The organism is Erwinia tasmaniensis Et1/99, assembly GCF_000026185.1.
GTDB lineage: Bacteria > Pseudomonadota > Gammaproteobacteria > Enterobacterales > Enterobacteriaceae > Erwinia > Erwinia tasmaniensis.
In genome coordinates this window covers 1,197,435-1,214,833 of the sequence record NC_010694.1, presented here as the reverse complement: position 1 = coordinate 1,214,833, position 17,399 = coordinate 1,197,435, and the positions used below count along the sequence as shown (strand labels likewise).

The following is a 17,399-nucleotide window of genomic DNA, read 5'->3' as shown; positions in this document are numbered from 1 at the left end:
GCATTCACTTTTTAAGGCTGAACTAACGCCGCCAGATAATTTTACTTAGGGTCCAGCTTTTCAGGGTTTCATCGGAAGGGATTAATCCTTCTGGCCCGTGCCAGTCGCCGCTGAACACATAGCTGATATGCTGGCTATCCGGCGCTTTGCATTCAATGCTGCCACCGTTTTCCCCGCTCCCCTTCTGACAGTTATTGAAGGCCTTTTGATAAATCGCGCTGAACGGCGTACCTGTTTTCACCCCGCTGGCGGTGGCAATCTGGCTGTCGGTGACATCAATGCGGCTGACGGTGCTCTGCCCGGTTAACTCCAGCTTAACCTGCTTATCGTTGCCCAGCGCCTGCCAGAAGTGAACAATGCTGCCGTCTGCGGTACGCATCCCCTGCCGCAGCGGGTAATTCCCGTTCAGGCCGTCAGTCAGCGCCTGCTGCTGTAGCGGCGTACTCCCGTTTATTCCGCCGACTCCCTGCTCACTGACCAGTAAGGGGGAGGAAAACCAGTTCAACGGTGACAGGCTGGACCACGACCAGGATATGGGGTTCCACCATGTTGCAGAAGAATCGCTTGCGGACTGCGAGGTGGACGCCGCGCAGCCTGCCAACAGCACGCTGCCCGCCAGCAACGCGGGTCGAATAATATTCATGACAACTCCAGATAGTATTAACAAGGTTTCCTGATTAGCTTGTTGGAGTACTAATCGGCACAAAAGTTTTATTTAGTGGTTTTCAGCAGGATCAAAGCAGTCACGCAGCCGCCGAGAATAGAGCAGCGTCAGCAGCGCCACGCCGTCCAGCAGAGATGTCAGCAGCAGCAGGTCGGAGGTGCCGACATCGTCCTGCCACGATCGGAAGAACGGTAGCAGCAACGTCAGTACCAGAGTCACTAGCAGCACCCAACGCCAGGCCAGCCAAAGACGCGGAAGACGCTGCCGGTAGCCGGTTAACAGCAGCCCAAACGCGGCCGGCACGCCCAGGCATAACCCCAGCCAGAAACTGTGGTTATCCGGGTAACACAGTTCCAACAGCTGCGAGCCCTGCTGCCCTGAAGCGCCGGCCATGACAAACAGCAGCCAGGTGCGCGCCTGCAGGAGCAATATCGCCCAAAAGGAGAGCGGTAGCCGCAGCTGGCCTTTGTTGTCGTAATCATCGGGAAGATATTTCACGTTGAATCGCTTTATAAAGAGGGATACCGTCAATCTCAACACCATTGGCATCGCAGCAGGTCAGATACACCGCTAACAGAATGGGCTTAGCGGTCAGATCCGCCACAACGTCGATGATGATGTGAAATCAGTACTCACGATCTTCAATCAAACGCTTACCTAACAGCTGGCTGTCCTGGGTCTCATAGTCCAGCTTTTCATAGAATCCGATCACCGCATCATTTTCTTCTCGCACCATCACGTTAATTTTCGGGCAGCCGCGGGCGATAAGCTTCTTCTCCAGGCGATTAATCAGCGCGTTGGCGAAACCTCGCCCCTGATAATCAGGATGTACGCCGAGATAATAGGCCGAGCCACGGTGACCGTCATAGCCCCCCATCAACGTACCGACGATCTCACCGCCAGCCACCGCTACCAGGAACAGCTCTGCATCGTGATTTAGCTTACGCTCAATATCCATTTCAGGATCGTTCCACGGGCGCAACAGATCGCAACGCTCCCAAAGGGTAATCACTTCTTCAAAATCATCTTGCCGGAATGCACGAATTTCCATCAGATTTAGCCTGTCATTGCGCTTAATTAGCTGATTATCACGCATTCTTCTGCTGGCGCAAGTCCATTGGTCCACCTTAAGGAAAAAAAGGGGCGGTAAGGGCTATTACCTGACTGAAATAGTTAGTAAAAGTCTGACATAGTTCCCCTCTCGCCGCGGTGAGCCGGTTACGATATAACGGTGAACACCTTTGGCTACCGGATGCCGTGATGAAAAAAATTTCCCAGATGACGCCGCTGACCAGCCGCCGCCAGCTTCTACTCTCCGGGCTGGCCCTGGCACTACTGGCGACCAGATCAACGTCCGCGCGGGCAGAACCGCGGGTTACGCGCCCGCACACTTCCCGCACCAAACCGTCAACTCCCGGCAAAAAAATCGTCATGATCGATCCGGGCCATGGCGGGATTGACTCAGGTGCGGTAGGACACGGCGGCTCGGAAGAAAAGCATGTGGTGCTGGAGATCGCTAACCATATCCGCCAGCAGTTGAGCACCCATCCGCATATTGAGGTGCGCCTGACCCGTGAAAGTGACCACTTCATCCCGCTGGGCGAGCGGGTCGAGATCGCCCATCAGCACGGAGCCGACCTGTTTATGTCGGTACACGCCGACGGGTATACCAGTCCGAGCGCCAACGGGGCTTCGGTCTTTGCCCTGTCAAATCGTGGAGCCAGCAGCACGATGGCGCGCTATTTATCGCAAAGAGAAAACGCCGCGGACCGGGTTGGCGGAGTGCAGGCCGCCGACAAAGATCGCTATTTGCAGCAGGTGCTGTTTGACCTGGTGCAAACCGATACCATCAAGAACAGCCTGATCCTCGGACAGCATCTGCTGGGGCAGATCCGCCCGGTGCACCATTTGCACAGCCAGCATACCGAGCAGGCCGCCTTTGCGGTGTTGAAGTCGCCTTCTATTCCCTCAGTGCTGGTAGAAACCTCATTTATCACTAACCCCGCCGAAGAAAAATTGCTTGGCACCACGGCGTTTCGTCAGAAGATTGCCGGAGCCATCGCCGACGGCATCGTCAGCTTTTTTGATCGCGACGAGACAACCAGGCGCACAGGCTGAAGCAAATGACGTATAATCCGTGCGTCTTTTTGCATAGGATCTTCTTATGAACACACCCGATATCGCCCAGGTTAAGCGGTTCTTACTCAACCTGCAGGATGAAATTTGTCAGAAGCTGGAGCAGGCAGACGGTGCCGCCCGATTTGCCGAGGACAGCTGGCAGCGTCCCGGCGGCGGCGGCGGGCGAAGCCGCGTGCTGCGTCAGGGCCGGGTGTTCGAGCAGGCGGGCGTTAATTTCTCTCACGTACATGGCGATGAGATGCCCGCCTCCGCCACGGCTCACCGTCCCGAGCTGGCAGGGCGCAGCTTTGAAGCGCTGGGCGTTTCGCTGGTTATCCATCCGGAAAATCCTTATATCCCTACCAGCCACGCCAACGTGCGGTTCTTTATCGCCGAGAAACCCGGAGCCGACCCGGTTTGGTGGTTTGGCGGCGGTTTCGATCTCACGCCCTTTTATGGCTTCACCGAGGATGCGGTGCACTGGCATCAGACCGCCTTTGACCTCTGCCTGCCTTTTGGCGCAGAGGTGTATCCACGCTACAAAAAATGGTGCGATGACTACTTCCACCTGAAACACCGCAACGAGCAGCGCGGGATTGGCGGGCTGTTCTTCGACGATCTGAATGCACATGGCTTTGACCAGAGTTTTCGTTTTATGCAGGCGGTGGGTCGCGGTTTTTGCGATGCCTATCTGCCGATTGTTGAGCGCCGGAAAGCGCTCACATGGGGCGAGCGTGAGCGCGATTTTCAGCTCTATCGCCGAGGTCGCTACGTCGAGTTCAACCTGGTGTGGGATCGCGGCACGCTTTTTGGCCTGCAAACCGGCGGGCGTACCGAGTCGATTCTGATGTCGATGCCGCCATTGGTGCGCTGGGAATATGACTACCAGCCGCGGGAAGATAGCCCGGAAGCGGCGCTGTACCGTGATTTCATCGTCGTCAAAGAGTGGCTTTAAGCTAACGAAACGGGTTGGTTGCACCGCCCGCCCGTTTGCTTTTCAGATTGTGGTGGCCGGTCTCCGGCCCTTCTTGTTTCCCACCGCCGCGCACATAGCGGCCCGCTGCGAAATTGAGCCATATGTGCCACGGCCCGTTATCCACGCCACGTTTTTTACGCTAACTGCTACACTTTTCACTAACGGTAATTCTGGCTTTACGGCCGGACCATTGGGCGAACCCATCGCAACAATCAGGGAAAACGCATTTTCATTGCTACAGGTCTGATGCAATGTTACCTCATCGCATTCAGCCGTGGCGCGTAGCATTCTCATCATACTCTGATCTCAACTACCGTACTGACAGCGTCACGCTTGCCTCTGCATTACCGATTGCTTATCAAGGAGCTTATATGAACCAGCTAGACGCACTGAAACAATTCACCACCGTGGTGGCTGACAGTGGCGACATTGAATCCATACGTAATTATCACCCGGAAGATGCCACCACCAACCCGTCTCTGATCCTAAAAGCCTCCGCACTCGACTCGTATAAACACCTGATCACCGATGCCATCGACTACGCTAAAAAGCAGGGTGGCAGCAAAGAGACTCAGATCATTAATGCCAGTGATAAAGTCAATATCAACCTCGGTATGGAGATCCTGAAAAGCGTGCCCGGCCGTGTCTCAACTGAAGTTGATGCGCGCCTCTCCTACGACCGTGGAATGTGCGTGACCAAAGCCGAAAAGCTGGTAAGAATGTATGAAGAGCACGGTATCGACAGGTCACGTATCCTGATCAAACTCGCCTCCACCTGGGAGGGGATCAGGGCCGCAGAAGAGCTGGAGAAAAACGGCATCAACTGTAATCTGACGCTGCTGTTCTCCTTCGCCCAGGCACGCGCCTGTGCCGAAGCCGGCGTGTTTCTGATTTCACCTTTCGTAGGCCGTATCTATGACTGGTACAACAGCCGTAAGCCGCTTGACCCCTACATTGCCGATGAAGATCCCGGCGTCAAGTCAGTGCGCAGCATCTATGAGTATTACAAACAGCACCGTTACAACACCGTCATTATGGGCGCCAGCTTCCGTAAAGTTGAGCAGATTCTGGCGCTGGCCGGCTGCGACCGCCTGACCATCTCGCCTAACCTGCTGGAAGAGCTGCAGGCAAGCACCGCGCCGGTTGAGCGTAAGCTCATTCCGTCGACCGAAGCCTTTAACCAGCCAACGCCGCTGAACGAAGCCGAGTTCCGCTGGCAGCACAACCAGGACCCAATGGCGGTCGATAAGCTGGCAGACGGCATCCGTCAGTTTGCCATTGACCAGCAGAAGCTGGAAGACGTGCTGGCCGCTCGTCTGTAATCCGCTTTCTTATCAACACACCATTTATCGGGGTGGACTGAACGTCCGCCCCGTAAACTTCGGGAGAAACTATGTCGTCACGTAAAGAGCTGGCTAACGCCATTCGCGCACTCAGTATGGATGCGGTACAAAAAGCGAAATCGGGCCACCCTGGCGCACCAATGGGAATGGCTGATATCGCTGAAGTCCTGTGGCGCGACTTTATGCACCACAATCCGAACAACCCGGCGTGGGCCGATCGCGACCGTTTTATCCTCTCCAACGGTCACGCTTCGATGCTGCTCTACAGCCTGCTGCATCTCACCGGCTATGACCTGCCGATGGAGGAGTTGAAAAACTTCCGTCAGCTTCACTCAAAAACGCCGGGCCACCCGGAAATCGGTTACACCCCAGGCATTGAAACCACCACCGGGCCATTGGGCCAGGGCCTGGCGAATGCCGTGGGTATGGCGATTGCTGAACGCACGCTGGCCTCCCAGTTTAACCGCCCCGATCACGAAATCGTCGACCACTTTACCTACGTATTTATGGGCGATGGCTGTCTGATGGAAGGCATCTCGCACGAGGTCAGCTCTCTTGCCGGCACGCTGGGGCTGGGCAAACTGATCGGTTTTTACGATCATAACGGCATCTCTATCGATGGTGAAACCGATGGCTGGTTTACCGACGACACCGCCAAACGTTTCGAGGCCTACCACTGGCATGTGATCCACGATATCGATGGCCACAACCCGGAAGCCGTCGCCGCAGCGATCAAAGAAGCGCAGAGCGTCACGGATAAGCCCTCGCTGATTATCTGTAAAACTATTATCGGCTTCGGTTCGCCAAACAAAGCCGGTAAGGAAGAGTCGCACGGCGCCGCGCTGGGCGATGAAGAAGTGGCCCTGACGCGTAAACAGCTGGGCTGGAATTATCCGCCGTTTGAAATCCCGCAGGATATTTATGCTCGCTGGGATGCCAGAGAAGCGGGTGAGAAAGCAGAGAAAGCATGGGATGCCAAATTCGCCGCCTATCAGGCCGCACATCCTGAGCTGGCGGCGGAGTACACCCGCCGTATGGCTGGCGGTATGCCGGACAACTGGCAGGCAGATACGCAGAAATATATCGAGGAGCTACAGGCTAATCCGCAGAAAATCGCCAGCCGCAAGGCGTCGCAGAATGCGCTTGAAGCCTACGGTCCGCTGATCAAAGAGTTCCTGGGCGGCTCTGCTGATTTAGCGCCCAGCAACCTGACGCTCTGGTCCGGTTCCAAATCGATTAAGGAAGACACCGCGGGTAACTACATTCACTACGGCGTACGTGAGTTCGGCATGACGGCAATCGCCAACGGTATTGCTCATCATGGCGGTTTTATCCCCTATACCGCGACCTTCCTGATGTTTGTCGAGTATGCGCGTAACGCAGTACGCATGGCGGCATTGATGAAGGCGCGCCAGATTCTGGTTTACACCCATGACTCGATTGGTCTGGGGGAAGATGGCCCAACGCATCAGCCGGTTGAGCAGATAGCCAGCCTGCGCGTCACGCCAAATATGAGCGTCTGGCGCCCCTGTGACCAGGTGGAAACCGCCGTGGCCTGGAAACATGCCATTGAGCGCCACCACGGACCTACCGCGCTGATCCTGTCACGTCAAAACCTGGCGCAGCCAACACGCAGTAAAGAGCAGTTGCAGAATATTTCGCGCGGTGCGTACGTGCTGAAAGACAGCGACGGCGCGCCGGAAGTGATCCTGATTGCAACAGGCTCCGAAGTGGAAATTACGCTGGGCGCGGCTGAGAAGCTCATCGCCAGTGGTCACAAGGTGCGCGTCGTGTCGATGCCATCCACCGATCTGTTCGATAAACAGGATGCCGCCTACCGCGAGTCCGTGCTGCCATCTACCGTGACGGCGCGCGTGGCGGTCGAAGCCGGTATCGCGGATTACTGGTACAAATACGTTGGCCTGAATGGCGCGATCGTCGGCATGACCTGCTTTGGTGAATCGGCTCCGGCAGATAAACTGTTCGCAGAGTTTGGCTTTACGGTAGAAAACATCGTGAGCCACGCCGAGGCATTGCTGAAGCCACACTGATTTTTGCGGCAAAATACGGTGCCTCAATACCCTCATCATCTGACCTGATGAGGGTTGGCAAAATGACTGGCTAGTCCTGCGGGCTGGGTTCGGTGATAAACCGTCCCCGGCCCATTTATGATCTGGGGTGTCTGCGGCTTTGATCCTGCGCCACCCAGGCTTCGCTTAAGCCAATTTGATGTCCGGCCAAGTTCCAGGGGCTTGCCGGCCGCTAATCGAGACGCAGCTTTCCCGCCAGTAAAGCATGCTGCAACAGCATCACCGTCTTGCCGTCCTTAATACGGCCGTCTTTGACCATCTGCCACGCCTGTGGGAAGGTCATTTCCAGCACCTCTATGGCTTCATCCTCTACCCCACCGCCATCATTTTCACGCTGCGCATCGCTGTATTCCGCCGCAAAGAAATAGAGCAGTTCGGTGACGCCGCCGGGCGACATAAAAAGCTCAAACAGCTTTTCCACCTCGCCGATGGCATAGCCGGTTTCCTCTATGGCTTCTTTGCGAATGCAGTCTTCCGGAGAGTCATCGTCCAGCAGTCCGGCGCAGGCCTCAATCAGTTCTCCTCCGGGGTTACTGCCATTTACCCAGGTAGCGATGCGGAACTGACGCGTCAGCACTACGCTGTTTTTTTCGCGATTATAGAGCAGTAGGGTGGCCCCATTACCGCGATCGTAGACTTCACGTTTATGGCGTAAAACGGTGCCGTTTTTAGCGGTGAGATGGTAGGTATAGTTGCGCAGGACAAACCAGTTTTCTGACAGGATTTTATTTTTTATGACGTCAATCTTGGCTGGCATAGTGGCTCCGTATAAACGTTCGGCAGCCTTCAATTCTAGGGGGTTTTGCCGCATACGGCGACGGGATCGTCATAAAAAAGGCGGTGCCATTGCCGGCACCGCCCGGTATCAATCAATGATTATGTTGTTCCTGCGCCAGCGCGTTAACACGCTTACGTGCACCAAACCAGCCGAGGATCAGCACCACCGCAATTAACGGAATCGATGCGATCGTGTAGGTGCCGTTCGGATAGTCAAACGCCATCAGTACCAGTACGCTGCCGAGGAACAGCAGCGTCAGCCACGAGGTGAACGGAGCCCACGGCATCTTAAAGCTAACGTCTTCGGCCTTGCCCTCTTTAATCGCTTTGCGCAGTTTCATCTGGCATATCACGATAAACGCCCATGAGGAGATAATGCCCAGCGCCGCAACGTTCAGGACGATCTCAAACACGCTGGAAGGCACGATATAGTTAAGATATACGCCGATAATATAGACGCCAACGGTCACCAGAATGCCCATATAAGGAACCTGCTGACCGCTCATTTTAGACATAAATTTCGGCGCCGATCCGCCCATCGCCATCGAGCGCAAAATACGACCGGTTGAATAAAGACCGGAGTTCAGGCTGGACAGCGCGGCGCTCAGTACCACGATGTTCATAATACTGCCAACGTACGGCACGCCCAGTTTAGAGAAGAACGTCACAAAAGGACTTTGCCCGGCCTGGTACGCATTCCACGGCAGCAGCATAACCAGCAGCACCACCGAACCTACGTAAAACAGGCCAATACGCCAGATAACGCTATTGATCGCCTTTGGCAGCATGGTTTTCGGGTCTTTACATTCGCCCGCTGCGGTTCCCACCAGCTCAATGGAAGCAAAAGCAAACACGACCCCCTGCACCAGGACCAGTGCAGGCATCAGGCCATTGGGGAAAAAGCCCCCGTTGTCACTGATCAAATGAAAACCGGTAGCGTTGCCATCCAGCGGCTTACCGCTGCCGAGGAACACCACGCCGACCACAAGAAAGATGACAATGGCCAGCACCTTGACCAGGGCAAACCAGAACTCCATTTCGGCGAACCACTTCACGCCGATCATGTTCATGGTGCCGACAATCGCCAGTGCGCCCAGTGCAAACACCCATTGCGGCACGTCACCAAATGCGCCCCAATAGTGCATATAAAGCGCAACGGCGGTGATATCGACAATGCCGGTCATCGCCCAGTTAACAAAGTACATCCAGCCAGCCACATAAGAGGCTTTTTCACCGAGAAATTCGCGGGCGTAAGAGACAAAATTTCCGCTTGATGGACGGTGTAATACTAATTCGCCCAGCGCACGCAGAATGAAGAAAGAGAAAACACCACAAACCAAATAGACCAGCGCCAGTGCCGGTCCCGCCGCCTGCAGACGAGCGCCAGCACCGAGGAACAGGCCCGTACCGATTGCGCCGCCGATGGCAATCATTTGAACATGACGATTGTCCATTGCCTGATGGTAACCAGAGTCATGAGAGTTTAACCAACGTCTTCTTGCAGCGCGTTTTTCTGCGCCGGTTTTTTTATCTGCTTTCATTTTTAATCCTAGTTGTCCTGTCCACAATGCGATGCGGTTACCTGTCCTGGGTATCCTTTATTCTTATAGGCCAACCAAACGTTTGCTTCTGTTGGCACATGTTTGAACAATTCCCCTGCCGGCTGGAATTTTATCTCTGCCCCTCTCAGGGAAAATGCGGCGATGCATCCTAACCCTTCTACTCAAATGACGCAAAAAATCCAGGGGGGAAATCGTGAGCTTATGTGATTTTTGTCGGACAACGCATAAAAAAACCGACCGCGAAAGGCGGTCGGTCAGTGGCAACACGAAGGGCTACACGGGGACGTGAGGATAAGGGAGGAATAGGGTTAACGGTATATCTCAGCGTTGCCCAGCCACTGGCTGGAGTCACCGGGGTTACTCACCCCGATAATCCGGTAGCGACTGGCCCCCAACGCATCGGCTTTTTTCGCCAGCTTGCGGGTGGCGTCATCTAAGCTCCCTCTGACACCGGATATGGACACGGTGCCCATGCTCTGCAAGCCGCCGACATGGCTGTTATCTACCTGAATAGCTGCCAGGGTCGAGAAGGAAGCCATAGCCAACAGACTGGCCGCAACCAGGATCGGCAATTTTTTGTTCATTTTTCGCTCCTCAAACTGTACACGTTGATCACAAGGATCATTATGACCCGCTGAATGAAAAGCATCGTTAGCACCAGGTAAAGGCGGTATAAGTATTGTCGACTACATCGAGAAACCGTTGTCTGGTGGTAAGAATGTATGTCCAATACGGGATGAGGTAACCCATTGCGATCCAGGCTAACGATTATCACGCTCGGAAGTCCCCTACCATAAATGACATCTGAATGGCGCCCTGTTGATAGAACCCCATGCGCCAGGAGGGACTTACGTAACCGTATGCCTGACAACGATGACTAAAGTCTTTTCAGACAAGGAGGAACCGTGAAGGAAGCACAAAAATGTAAGGTGCTGATTGTAGGCGAGCACCCACTGTTACGCCGTAGCCTGTATCAGCTGCTGGCAATGGACCGGCGATTTAACATGATTGTCGAGGCAGGTGACGGTGCAGAGGCGCTAGTCAAGGCACGCCAGCTGCATCCGCAGCTGATCCTGCTGGATCTGAATATGCGGGGAATATCGGGTCTTGATACCCTGAACGCGCTCCAGGCCAACGGCATCGAATCACCGGTTGTCGTGCTGACCTTTTCGGCTAAACGCAGGGATTTCACCGTGCTGCGGGAGGCCGGAGTCAAAGGATATCTGCTTAAAAATAGCGATCCGGAAACACTATTGGCACAAATTATTGTGGTAGCAGAAGGCGGCGTGGCCTACAGCCCCGGTCTGGAGGCTCCCGATGCCCTGGACAAATGGATACACAACCCGCTTGCTATCCTTACTGTACGTGAGCAAGAGGTGATGAGGGAGGTCGCCAGCGGATTGGCCAATAAGCAGATAGCAGAAATGCTGGCGATATCGGAACAGACGGTAAAAGTGCATATACGCAGCGTGCTGCGAAAACTCCACGTTCGTTCGCGCGTTGCGGCAACCGTGCTGTGGCTGGAGTCCTGCCGATGAGGCGAATTAAGGGCGTGATCTGGCGTCGCGCACGATAATTTACATTATCTCCTCAATTTCTTCACGATTACTGGCGCTGTGGCGGGTAGAGTGATTCACTGCCGCAGCGTATTGAATAAATGAAGATTACCCCTGAACCAGACTCAATATGCCACCGGTGAGCGATAAACAAGGTACGCTTATATTTATTCGGCTAACGGCTGTGGAGTTTCTTTAAGATGGCGAATTTTTTTATCGACCGCCCTATTTTTGCATGGGTGCTGGCGATCCTGTTGTGCTTAACCGGAGGGCTGGCAATCGTCTCCCTGCCGATTGAGCAGTACCCCGACCTGGCCCCACCTAACGTTCGCATCACCGCTAATTATCCCGGTGCCTCAGCTGAAACCCTGGAAAATACCGTAACCCAGGTGATTGAGCAAAATATGACCGGCATCGATAACCTGATGTACATGTCTTCACAGAGCAGTAATACCGGCCAGGCGACCGTCACCCTGACATTTGAGGCCGGCACAAATCCGGATGAAGCTCGCCAGCAGGTGCAAAATCAGCTGCAAACCGCCATGCGTAAATTACCCCAGGATGTGCAGTCACAGGGGGTTACCGTCAATAAAACCGGCGATACCAATATACTGATGGTGGCGTTCGTATCAACGGACGGCAGCATGGACAGACAAGATATCTCTGACTATGTCGCCAGCCATTTGCAGGATCCGCTAAGCCGCATTAACGGCGTGGGTCAGGTGGACGCCTACGGTTCTCAGTATGCGATGCGTATCTGGCTCGACCCTGACAAGCTGATTGACTACGCGCTGACCACCACGGAAGTGGTTGATGCCATTAAATCGCAGAACAGTCAGATTGCGGTTGGCCAATTAGGCGGCCTGCCGTCGGTCCCCAGCCAGGCGCTGAATGCCACGATAAATTCGCAGTCGCTGCTGCAAACCCCGGAACAGTTCCGTGCGATAACGCTGCGCGTCAATACCGATGGTTCGGTCGTGACGCTGGGTCAGGTCGCGCGCATTGAGCTTGGCGCAGAGAAATATGATTATCTGAGCCGCTACAACGGGATGGACGCTTCAGGGCTGGGGATCAAGCTGGCATCGGGTGCCAATGAACTGCAGACCGATACGTTGGTCCGCGCGCGTCTTGACGAGCTGTCACGCTTCTTCCCTCACGGCCTGAAAGCTGAGATCGCTTTTGAAACATCCCCCTTTGTGAAGGCATCTATTGAAGACGTGGTGAAAACCCTGTTTGAAGCCGTACTGCTGGTTTTCCTGGTGATGTACCTGTTCCTGCAAAATTTCCGCGCCACGTTAATCCCAACGATTGCCGTTCCGGTAGTCCTTTTTGGCACGTTCGGCGTACTTTATGCCTTCGGCTACAGCATCAATACCCTGACCATGTTCGCGATGGTGCTGGCAATCGGCCTGCTGGTAGATGATGCCATCGTGGTGGTTGAAAATGTCGAGCGTATCATGACGGAAGAGGGCCTTTCCCCGCGTGACGCCACGCGTAAATCAATGGGACAGATTCAGGGAGCGCTGGTGGGCATCGCGCTGGTGCTGTCGGCAGTGTTCGTGCCGATGGCTTTCTTTGGCGGTACCACCGGCGCTATTTATCGTCAGTTCTCGGTCACCATCGTCTCAGCAATGGTACTGTCAGTCCTGGTGGCGATGATCCTCACCCCTGCCCTGTGCTCTACCCTGCTCAAACCTCTGGCCCAGGGGAGCCATCACGGACGGCGCGGCTTCTTCGGCTGGTTCAACCGTATGTTTAACCATAATGCAGAACGCTATAAGGATGGCGTGGGGAAAATGCTCGCTAAAGGCGGGCGTTGGCTGCTGGTATATCTGGCATTAATCGGTGTGATGGCATTGCTGTTTATTCGCCTGCCCGGCTCGTTTCTGCCGTTAGAAGATCGCGGTATTTTCACCACCCAGGTTCAATTACCGCCTGGCTCAACCCTGCAACAGACGATGAAAGTGGTGGAAAAGGTCGAACACTACTATCTGACCCACGAACAAAATAACGTGCTCTCCGTATTTGCCACCGTGGGCGCCGGGCCGGGCGGGAACGGGCAAAACGTGGCGCGCCTTTTTGTGCGCCTGAAAGACTGGCAGGACAGACACGGCAGCGATAACAGCTCCTTTGCGATTATCGAACGCGCCACCCGCGCATTTCGCAGTATAAACGAAGCAAAAGTGGTTGCCAGCAGCCCGGCAGCCATCACCGGGCTGGGCAACTCTGCGGGTTTTGATATGGAGCTACAGGATAATGCGGGTCTCGGACATCGCGCATTAATGAGCGCACGCAATACGCTGCTGGACATGGCGCAGAAAAATCCCTCGCTAACGCGCGTACGGCATAACGGGCTGGATGACAGTTCACAGCTGCGCATTGATATCGACCAACGTAAGGCGCAAGCGCTGGGTATATCCCTGGATGACATCAACGCCACGCTGCAAACCGGCTGGGGATCGAGCTATGTTAACGACTTCCTTGACCGTGGTCGGGTGAAAAAAGTCTACGTACAGGCCGATGCACCATTCCGCATGCTGCCTGACGATATCAGCAAATGGTATGTCCGCAACGACAGCGGCGGGATGGTGCCGTTTACCGCCTTCGCCCGCTCACACTGGGAAAGCGGCTCACCGCGCCTTGAGCGTTATAACGGCTATTCGGCGCTGGAGATTGTCGGCGAATCGGCGACAGGTGTCAGCAATGGTGCAGCAATGGACGTGATGGAAAAGCTGGTCGCCCAGTTACCCGTCGGTATCAGTTTGCAGTGGACAGGCGCATCATTGCAGGAACGAATGAGCGGAGCGCAGGCTCCTGCGCTCTATGCCCTGTCTCTGTTAGTGGTATTCCTGTGCCTGGCCGCTCTTTATGAAAGTTGGTCAATCCCCTTCTCGGTCATGCTGGTCGTGCCGTTGGGGGTGCTGGGTGCCCTGATCGCCACCTGGCTGCGCGGGCTGGAAAACGATGTCTATTTTCAGGTCGGATTGCTGACGGTCATCGGGCTGTCGGCGAAAAACGCCATATTGATTGTGGAATTCGCTAATGAGATCAACGCTCGTGGTCAGGAGCTGGTAGCGGCAACGCTGGAAGCATCTCGCCAGCGGCTGCGGCCAATCCTGATGACGTCACTGGCGTTTATTTTTGGCGTGTTGCCAATGGCCATCAGCCAGGGCGCTGGATCCAGCAGCCAGCATGCGGTAGGGACTGGGGTACTGGGCGGGATGATCTCCGCCACAGTGCTGGCGGTATTCTTTGTTCCCCTGTTTTTTGTCATGGTGCGGCGGCGCTTCCCGCTGAAAGATAAAATACGCTAAATATAAAAAAGGCAGCCCGCGGGTGGCTGCCTTTTATTATTTTACTGAAAGTAGAAGCAGATCAACATGATACTGCAACGTTCTTCTTGACCGTATTACTTACGTAACATCTCTTCAATGAAGTCTTTCCAGTTCCCCAGTTCTAAATCAATCATCATCACTCCTCTTTTGGTTCTGCTGCATTTTAAGATTAACCTTATAAAAACACCAGATATATCTCTCAACCAGGGTGGAGCGATTGCCGATGACAGCTTGCATTCTCCAACGAATGCCTGCCCTCGCAAGCGCCATCGGTAGAGGGTTTCTTCATTAATTAAAACGTCACCTTGAGTCAACGCGCGATAAATATTATCCGGCAGACGGAAGCTAGATATTTTACGAGATCCCGGAGCACGGGAGGAAAACGATTTTTTGTTATGATAAAGTTTATATTTCCATCGTTTTACAAAGGGAGATAAAATACTGCCAGCCTTTTTAATGCCTAACTTCAACCAACCACAGCATTGTCCAATATACCCATCACTTCTTCATCAATAAAAAATGAAAATCAATGCCCCCCATATTTATTGCGTGGTAAGTTAAAAAACCACTTTATCAGGAATAAACAAAAACGGAATACAGTCTCTGAATAACGTTTTTTAATCATTCTCGGCATGAAGTCACCCGTTGAAATCAGCATGAATCATAGCTGACTTCTTCTCCTCGCTACTCATATTAATGAGCGTGCGAAAAAAATTAAATTTAACCAGCCTGATTATACAAGGAAGAGATCAATGGCAACACCCGCTTATTACAGAAATGGCGTGCCCTATGGCGCAGACGGACGTGTCATCATCACCATCACCGGCGGCCCTATCGGCCCCGGCTCAATTGCCGGCACCAAAACGGAACGCCCGGTCTATGTCGGCTGGCCCGGCATGGAAAGCGCAATGTCGCACGGAATTGGCCCCGTTACTCATTACGACCCGCATAAATCGGGCCATCATAGCCTTGAATCCATCAGGGAAGGGCAAGCGCAGATTAATGAACTTATCATCAAAGCGAAAAATGCTCATCATTACGATGATGAAAAGATCGTTCATGATTCGATGAGTTTACTGGAGTCACTAAATAAATCTGGCCTGATCCATCACGCCGTTCTCCAGGCAGCAGCGGCCGTATTACAAGAGGCCACCACCGCGTTACAGGAAAATAGACTGCTAAGAAATAAAGCCGGGCAGGATGTGAATATCAGCACGCAGGCTGCCGTCACGGCATTTGAGCAATTCGTTCAACGTGACGATGTCAAAATGCAAAACTTTCGCGATGCTCGTCCATTTGTGTTTGATTTCGTGTTGAGCATCAGCCCTGTTTATCGCCATATAATAACGCTCTGGAATACGCTTTACTTGCCAAAAATTCAGCAGGAAATGGAGGAAAAAAACAATCTCGTTACCTACTTAGATCGAGTAAAAATAATCTGTACTGATATTATTAATAAAACGGAAAGCCTTAATAATGAAAAGGTAAGTATTGAAAATGCGGAACAAGCCTTAAAAGCGCAGGAAGAGCGAAAAACAAGACCAGTCACGATCAATGATGTTAAAAATCCGGTCATTGAAACGGCTATTAAGCCTCTGGCCCCGGAGCCGGTTCTCACCGATCCCATTGTGATTGAGCCCGTTGTTATTGAGCCTCCATTATCTCCTTTTCTTACGTTCAATGCTGATCTCGCCTTGAAAAAACCAACGGCACTGATACCCCTGGTGCCAATAAAATCACCTCCGATTCGGCCACTACCGTTAAGTCCATTCTTAGCCGCAAAAATAGAGGGGGATGATGAGAAAGAAATGGGTGAAATTCTTAGTGCCATTAAATTCACTTCGGATTTTTATAAAGAGTTGACAGAAAAATGGGGAGAGAAGTCGGCTGAAATTGCGCAAGAGTTGGCATGGGAGGCAAAGGGAAGGCAGATACGTAACGCCGATGAAGCGCTGGAGGCATTTGAAAAATATAAGAACGTGCTAAACAAAAAATTCAGCACCAAAGATCAGGAGGCGATCGGCAAGGCGCTTGAATCACTTTCCCAAGATGAAATGACGAAAAACTTTGCCAGATTCAGCAAAGGATTTGGTCTGATCGGCAGCGGAATAGATGCTTATGAAACGGCGATAGAGTTGAAAAAAGCGATGGACACCAACAACTGGAGACCTTTTTACGTCAAGCTGGAAACCCTAGCAGCCGGTAAGGTGGCAACGTTTCTGACCGCGTTTGCATACAGCATCATCCTGGGCACGCCGATGGGCATTTTAGGGTTTGCCTTAATAATGACGCTGGTTGGTTTTTTTGTTAACGATAAGTTTGTAGAAAAAATAAACAGAAAATTAGGTATTTGATCGTTATCGACCATATTGCGTTTTTGACAAAGCAAACGTTTCCTCAACCGTTGATAATAATGACCTGAGCGGGGAATATGATACGGCAGCACCTTTACCCCGTATGGCCTTAAATATTCCCCGCCACCAGCCTGGCGCGGCGGGAGAGGAAAACCGGCGAACCGTCACGCCGTAGCGGCGGGTAGAGAGATCATTTAAGAATAACCACTTTGTCATAGCCCCCGCTTTCACTGTCAATATGGGTTTTTGCATCCGGGTGCTCTTGTAAAACCATCTCGACAATATGAGAAAATTCCTTACATCGGGTTGTTTTTTTGCGGGTCAATACGATAGTCGAACGTGTTTCTTCAACCGCATGTGCAGCAGACTCTTTCATATAGTTCATCGCGCGCTCCTTCTGAAAAAATTTCTCGGCCTGATAAGTGACACTGATGGTGATTATGCTCCACCTAATCGATCAAAAACCGGTTGAAAACCACATAAAACAGAAGGGTACATCAGTCGGCATTGGCCGGACAAGACGTAAAACTCCTGGTTATGCGTCTGGTATAACAACCTTATCCCCATCTCTTCATCCGGCGGTTCAACGCTTTCTTTATCGCCTCTTAATCCATATGGGCGAGA

15 protein-coding genes are annotated in these 17,399 nt (G+C 53.1%); 7 read left to right on the top strand and 8 right to left on the bottom strand.

Annotated features, from left to right (window positions below):
* Positions 1-22: 22 nt before the first annotated feature.
* The 3 genes from ETA_RS06495 to ETA_RS06485 form a co-directional block, all read right to left on the bottom strand.
* Positions 23-643: an RpoE-regulated lipoprotein gene (locus ETA_RS06495; protein WP_012440835.1), complete on the bottom strand. Its 621-nt coding sequence runs from the start codon at positions 641-643 to the stop codon at positions 23-25.
* A gap of 72 nt (positions 644-715) precedes the next feature.
* A complete protein-coding gene (locus tag ETA_RS06490; RefSeq protein ID WP_042958737.1) occupies positions 716-1,207 on the bottom strand; it encodes a DUF2919 domain-containing protein in 492 nt (163 codons plus the stop codon).
* An 82-nt stretch (positions 1,208-1,289) separates the two neighbouring features.
* Positions 1,290-1,715: a GNAT family acetyltransferase gene (locus tag ETA_RS06485; RefSeq protein ID WP_012440833.1), complete on the bottom strand. Its 426-nt coding sequence runs from the start codon at positions 1,713-1,715 to the stop codon at positions 1,290-1,292.
* Positions 1,716-1,924: 209 nt separating this feature from the next.
* Here ETA_RS06485 and amiA point away from each other — a divergent pair, with 209 nt between their 5' ends.
* The 4 genes from amiA (at position 1,925) to tkt (ending at position 7,152) form a co-directional block, all read left to right on the top strand.
* Positions 1,925-2,782 (top strand): N-acetylmuramoyl-L-alanine amidase AmiA, encoded by an 858-nt coding sequence (amiA, locus tag ETA_RS06480; RefSeq protein ID WP_012440832.1) that lies wholly within the window; start codon positions 1,925-1,927, stop codon positions 2,780-2,782.
* A 46-nt stretch (positions 2,783-2,828) separates the two neighbouring features.
* Positions 2,829-3,737, top strand: coding sequence for an oxygen-dependent coproporphyrinogen oxidase (gene hemF, locus ETA_RS06475; protein ID WP_012440831.1), 909 nt, complete (start codon positions 2,829-2,831; stop codon positions 3,735-3,737).
* 392 nt (positions 3,738-4,129) lie between these two features.
* The gene (tal, locus tag ETA_RS06470; protein ID WP_012440830.1) at positions 4,130-5,080 is read left to right on the top strand and encodes a transaldolase; all 951 of its coding nucleotides are present in this window, start codon (positions 4,130-4,132) and stop codon (positions 5,078-5,080) included.
* A gap of 71 nt (positions 5,081-5,151) precedes the next feature.
* Entirely contained in the window at positions 5,152-7,152 is a 2,001-nt protein-coding gene (gene tkt, locus ETA_RS06465) for a transketolase (RefSeq protein WP_012440829.1), read from the top strand.
* 211 nt (positions 7,153-7,363) lie between these two features.
* Here the strand turns inward: tkt and nudK are convergent, their stop codons facing one another.
* The 3 genes from nudK to ETA_RS06450 all read right to left on the bottom strand — a co-directional run bounded on the left by nudK (position 7,364) and on the right by ETA_RS06450 (position 10,114).
* Positions 7,364-7,948, bottom strand: a complete 585-nt coding sequence (nudK, locus tag ETA_RS06460; protein WP_042958735.1) for a GDP-mannose pyrophosphatase NudK — start codon at positions 7,946-7,948, stop codon at positions 7,364-7,366.
* A gap of 112 nt (positions 7,949-8,060) precedes the next feature.
* Positions 8,061-9,509 (bottom strand): L-asparagine permease, encoded by a 1,449-nt coding sequence (ansP, locus tag ETA_RS06455; RefSeq protein ID WP_042958734.1) that lies wholly within the window; start codon positions 9,507-9,509, stop codon positions 8,061-8,063.
* Positions 9,510-9,838: 329 nt separating this feature from the next.
* The gene (locus ETA_RS06450) at positions 9,839-10,114 is read right to left on the bottom strand and encodes a YdgH/BhsA/McbA family protein (RefSeq protein ID WP_012440826.1); all 276 of its coding nucleotides are present in this window, start codon (positions 10,112-10,114) and stop codon (positions 9,839-9,841) included.
* Positions 10,115-10,435: 321 nt separating this feature from the next.
* Here ETA_RS06450 and ETA_RS06445 point away from each other — a divergent pair, with 321 nt between their 5' ends.
* The gene (locus ETA_RS06445) at positions 10,436-11,068 is read left to right on the top strand and encodes a response regulator (RefSeq protein WP_012440825.1); all 633 of its coding nucleotides are present in this window, start codon (positions 10,436-10,438) and stop codon (positions 11,066-11,068) included.
* Positions 11,069-11,286: 218 nt separating this feature from the next.
* Positions 11,287-14,400 carry a multidrug efflux RND transporter permease AcrD gene (gene acrD, locus ETA_RS06440; protein WP_012440824.1) on the top strand — a complete coding sequence of 1,038 codons (3,114 nt, stop codon included), beginning with the start codon at positions 11,287-11,289 and terminating at the stop codon, positions 14,398-14,400.
* A gap of 95 nt (positions 14,401-14,495) precedes the next feature.
* On the opposite strand, the gene ypfM is transcribed toward acrD, so the two are convergent.
* Entirely contained in the window at positions 14,496-14,555 is a 60-nt protein-coding gene (gene ypfM / locus ETA_RS19885; protein ID WP_004158969.1) for a protein YpfM, read from the bottom strand.
* Positions 14,556-15,173: 618 nt separating this feature from the next.
* On the opposite strand from ypfM, the gene ETA_RS06435 reads away from it, so the two are divergent.
* Positions 15,174-16,775: a colicin-like pore-forming protein gene (locus ETA_RS06435; RefSeq protein WP_012440822.1), complete on the top strand. Its 1,602-nt coding sequence runs from the start codon at positions 15,174-15,176 to the stop codon at positions 16,773-16,775.
* 190 nt (positions 16,776-16,965) lie between these two features.
* On the opposite strand, the gene ETA_RS06430 is transcribed toward ETA_RS06435, so the two are convergent.
* Positions 16,966-17,160, bottom strand: coding sequence for a hypothetical protein (locus ETA_RS06430; protein WP_012440821.1), 195 nt, complete (start codon positions 17,158-17,160; stop codon positions 16,966-16,968).
* Positions 17,161-17,399: the final 239 nt, after the last annotated feature.

What these genes read in the sequence shown, in the direction of transcription:
- tal (WP_012440830.1), top strand. Translation starts at nt 4,130, where the DNA reads ATGAACCAGCTAGACGCACTGAAACAATTCACCACCGTGGTGGCTGAC.
- ETA_RS06450 (WP_012440826.1), bottom strand. Translation starts at nt 10,114, where the DNA reads ATGAACAAAAAATTGCCGATCCTGGTTGCGGCCAGTCTGTTGGCTATG.
- tkt (WP_012440829.1), top strand. Translation starts at nt 5,152, where the DNA reads ATGTCGTCACGTAAAGAGCTGGCTAACGCCATTCGCGCACTCAGTATG.
- ETA_RS06430 (WP_012440821.1), bottom strand. Translation starts at nt 17,160, where the DNA reads ATGAACTATATGAAAGAGTCTGCTGCACATGCGGTTGAAGAAACACGT.
- amiA (WP_012440832.1), top strand. Translation starts at nt 1,925, where the DNA reads ATGAAAAAAATTTCCCAGATGACGCCGCTGACCAGCCGCCGCCAGCTT.
- ETA_RS06490 (WP_042958737.1), bottom strand. Translation starts at nt 1,207, where the DNA reads ATGGTGTTGAGATTGACGGTATCCCTCTTTATAAAGCGATTCAACGTG.
- hemF (WP_012440831.1), top strand. Translation starts at nt 2,829, where the DNA reads ATGAACACACCCGATATCGCCCAGGTTAAGCGGTTCTTACTCAACCTG.
- ETA_RS06495 (WP_012440835.1), bottom strand. Translation starts at nt 643, where the DNA reads ATGAATATTATTCGACCCGCGTTGCTGGCGGGCAGCGTGCTGTTGGCA.
- ansP (WP_042958734.1), bottom strand. Translation starts at nt 9,509, where the DNA reads ATGAAAGCAGATAAAAAAACCGGCGCAGAAAAACGCGCTGCAAGAAGA.
- acrD (WP_012440824.1), top strand. Translation starts at nt 11,287, where the DNA reads ATGGCGAATTTTTTTATCGACCGCCCTATTTTTGCATGGGTGCTGGCG.
- ETA_RS06485 (WP_012440833.1), bottom strand. Translation starts at nt 1,715, where the DNA reads ATGGAAATTCGTGCATTCCGGCAAGATGATTTTGAAGAAGTGATTACC.
- ETA_RS06435 (WP_012440822.1), top strand. Translation starts at nt 15,174, where the DNA reads ATGGCAACACCCGCTTATTACAGAAATGGCGTGCCCTATGGCGCAGAC.
- nudK (WP_042958735.1), bottom strand. Translation starts at nt 7,948, where the DNA reads ATGCCAGCCAAGATTGACGTCATAAAAAATAAAATCCTGTCAGAAAAC.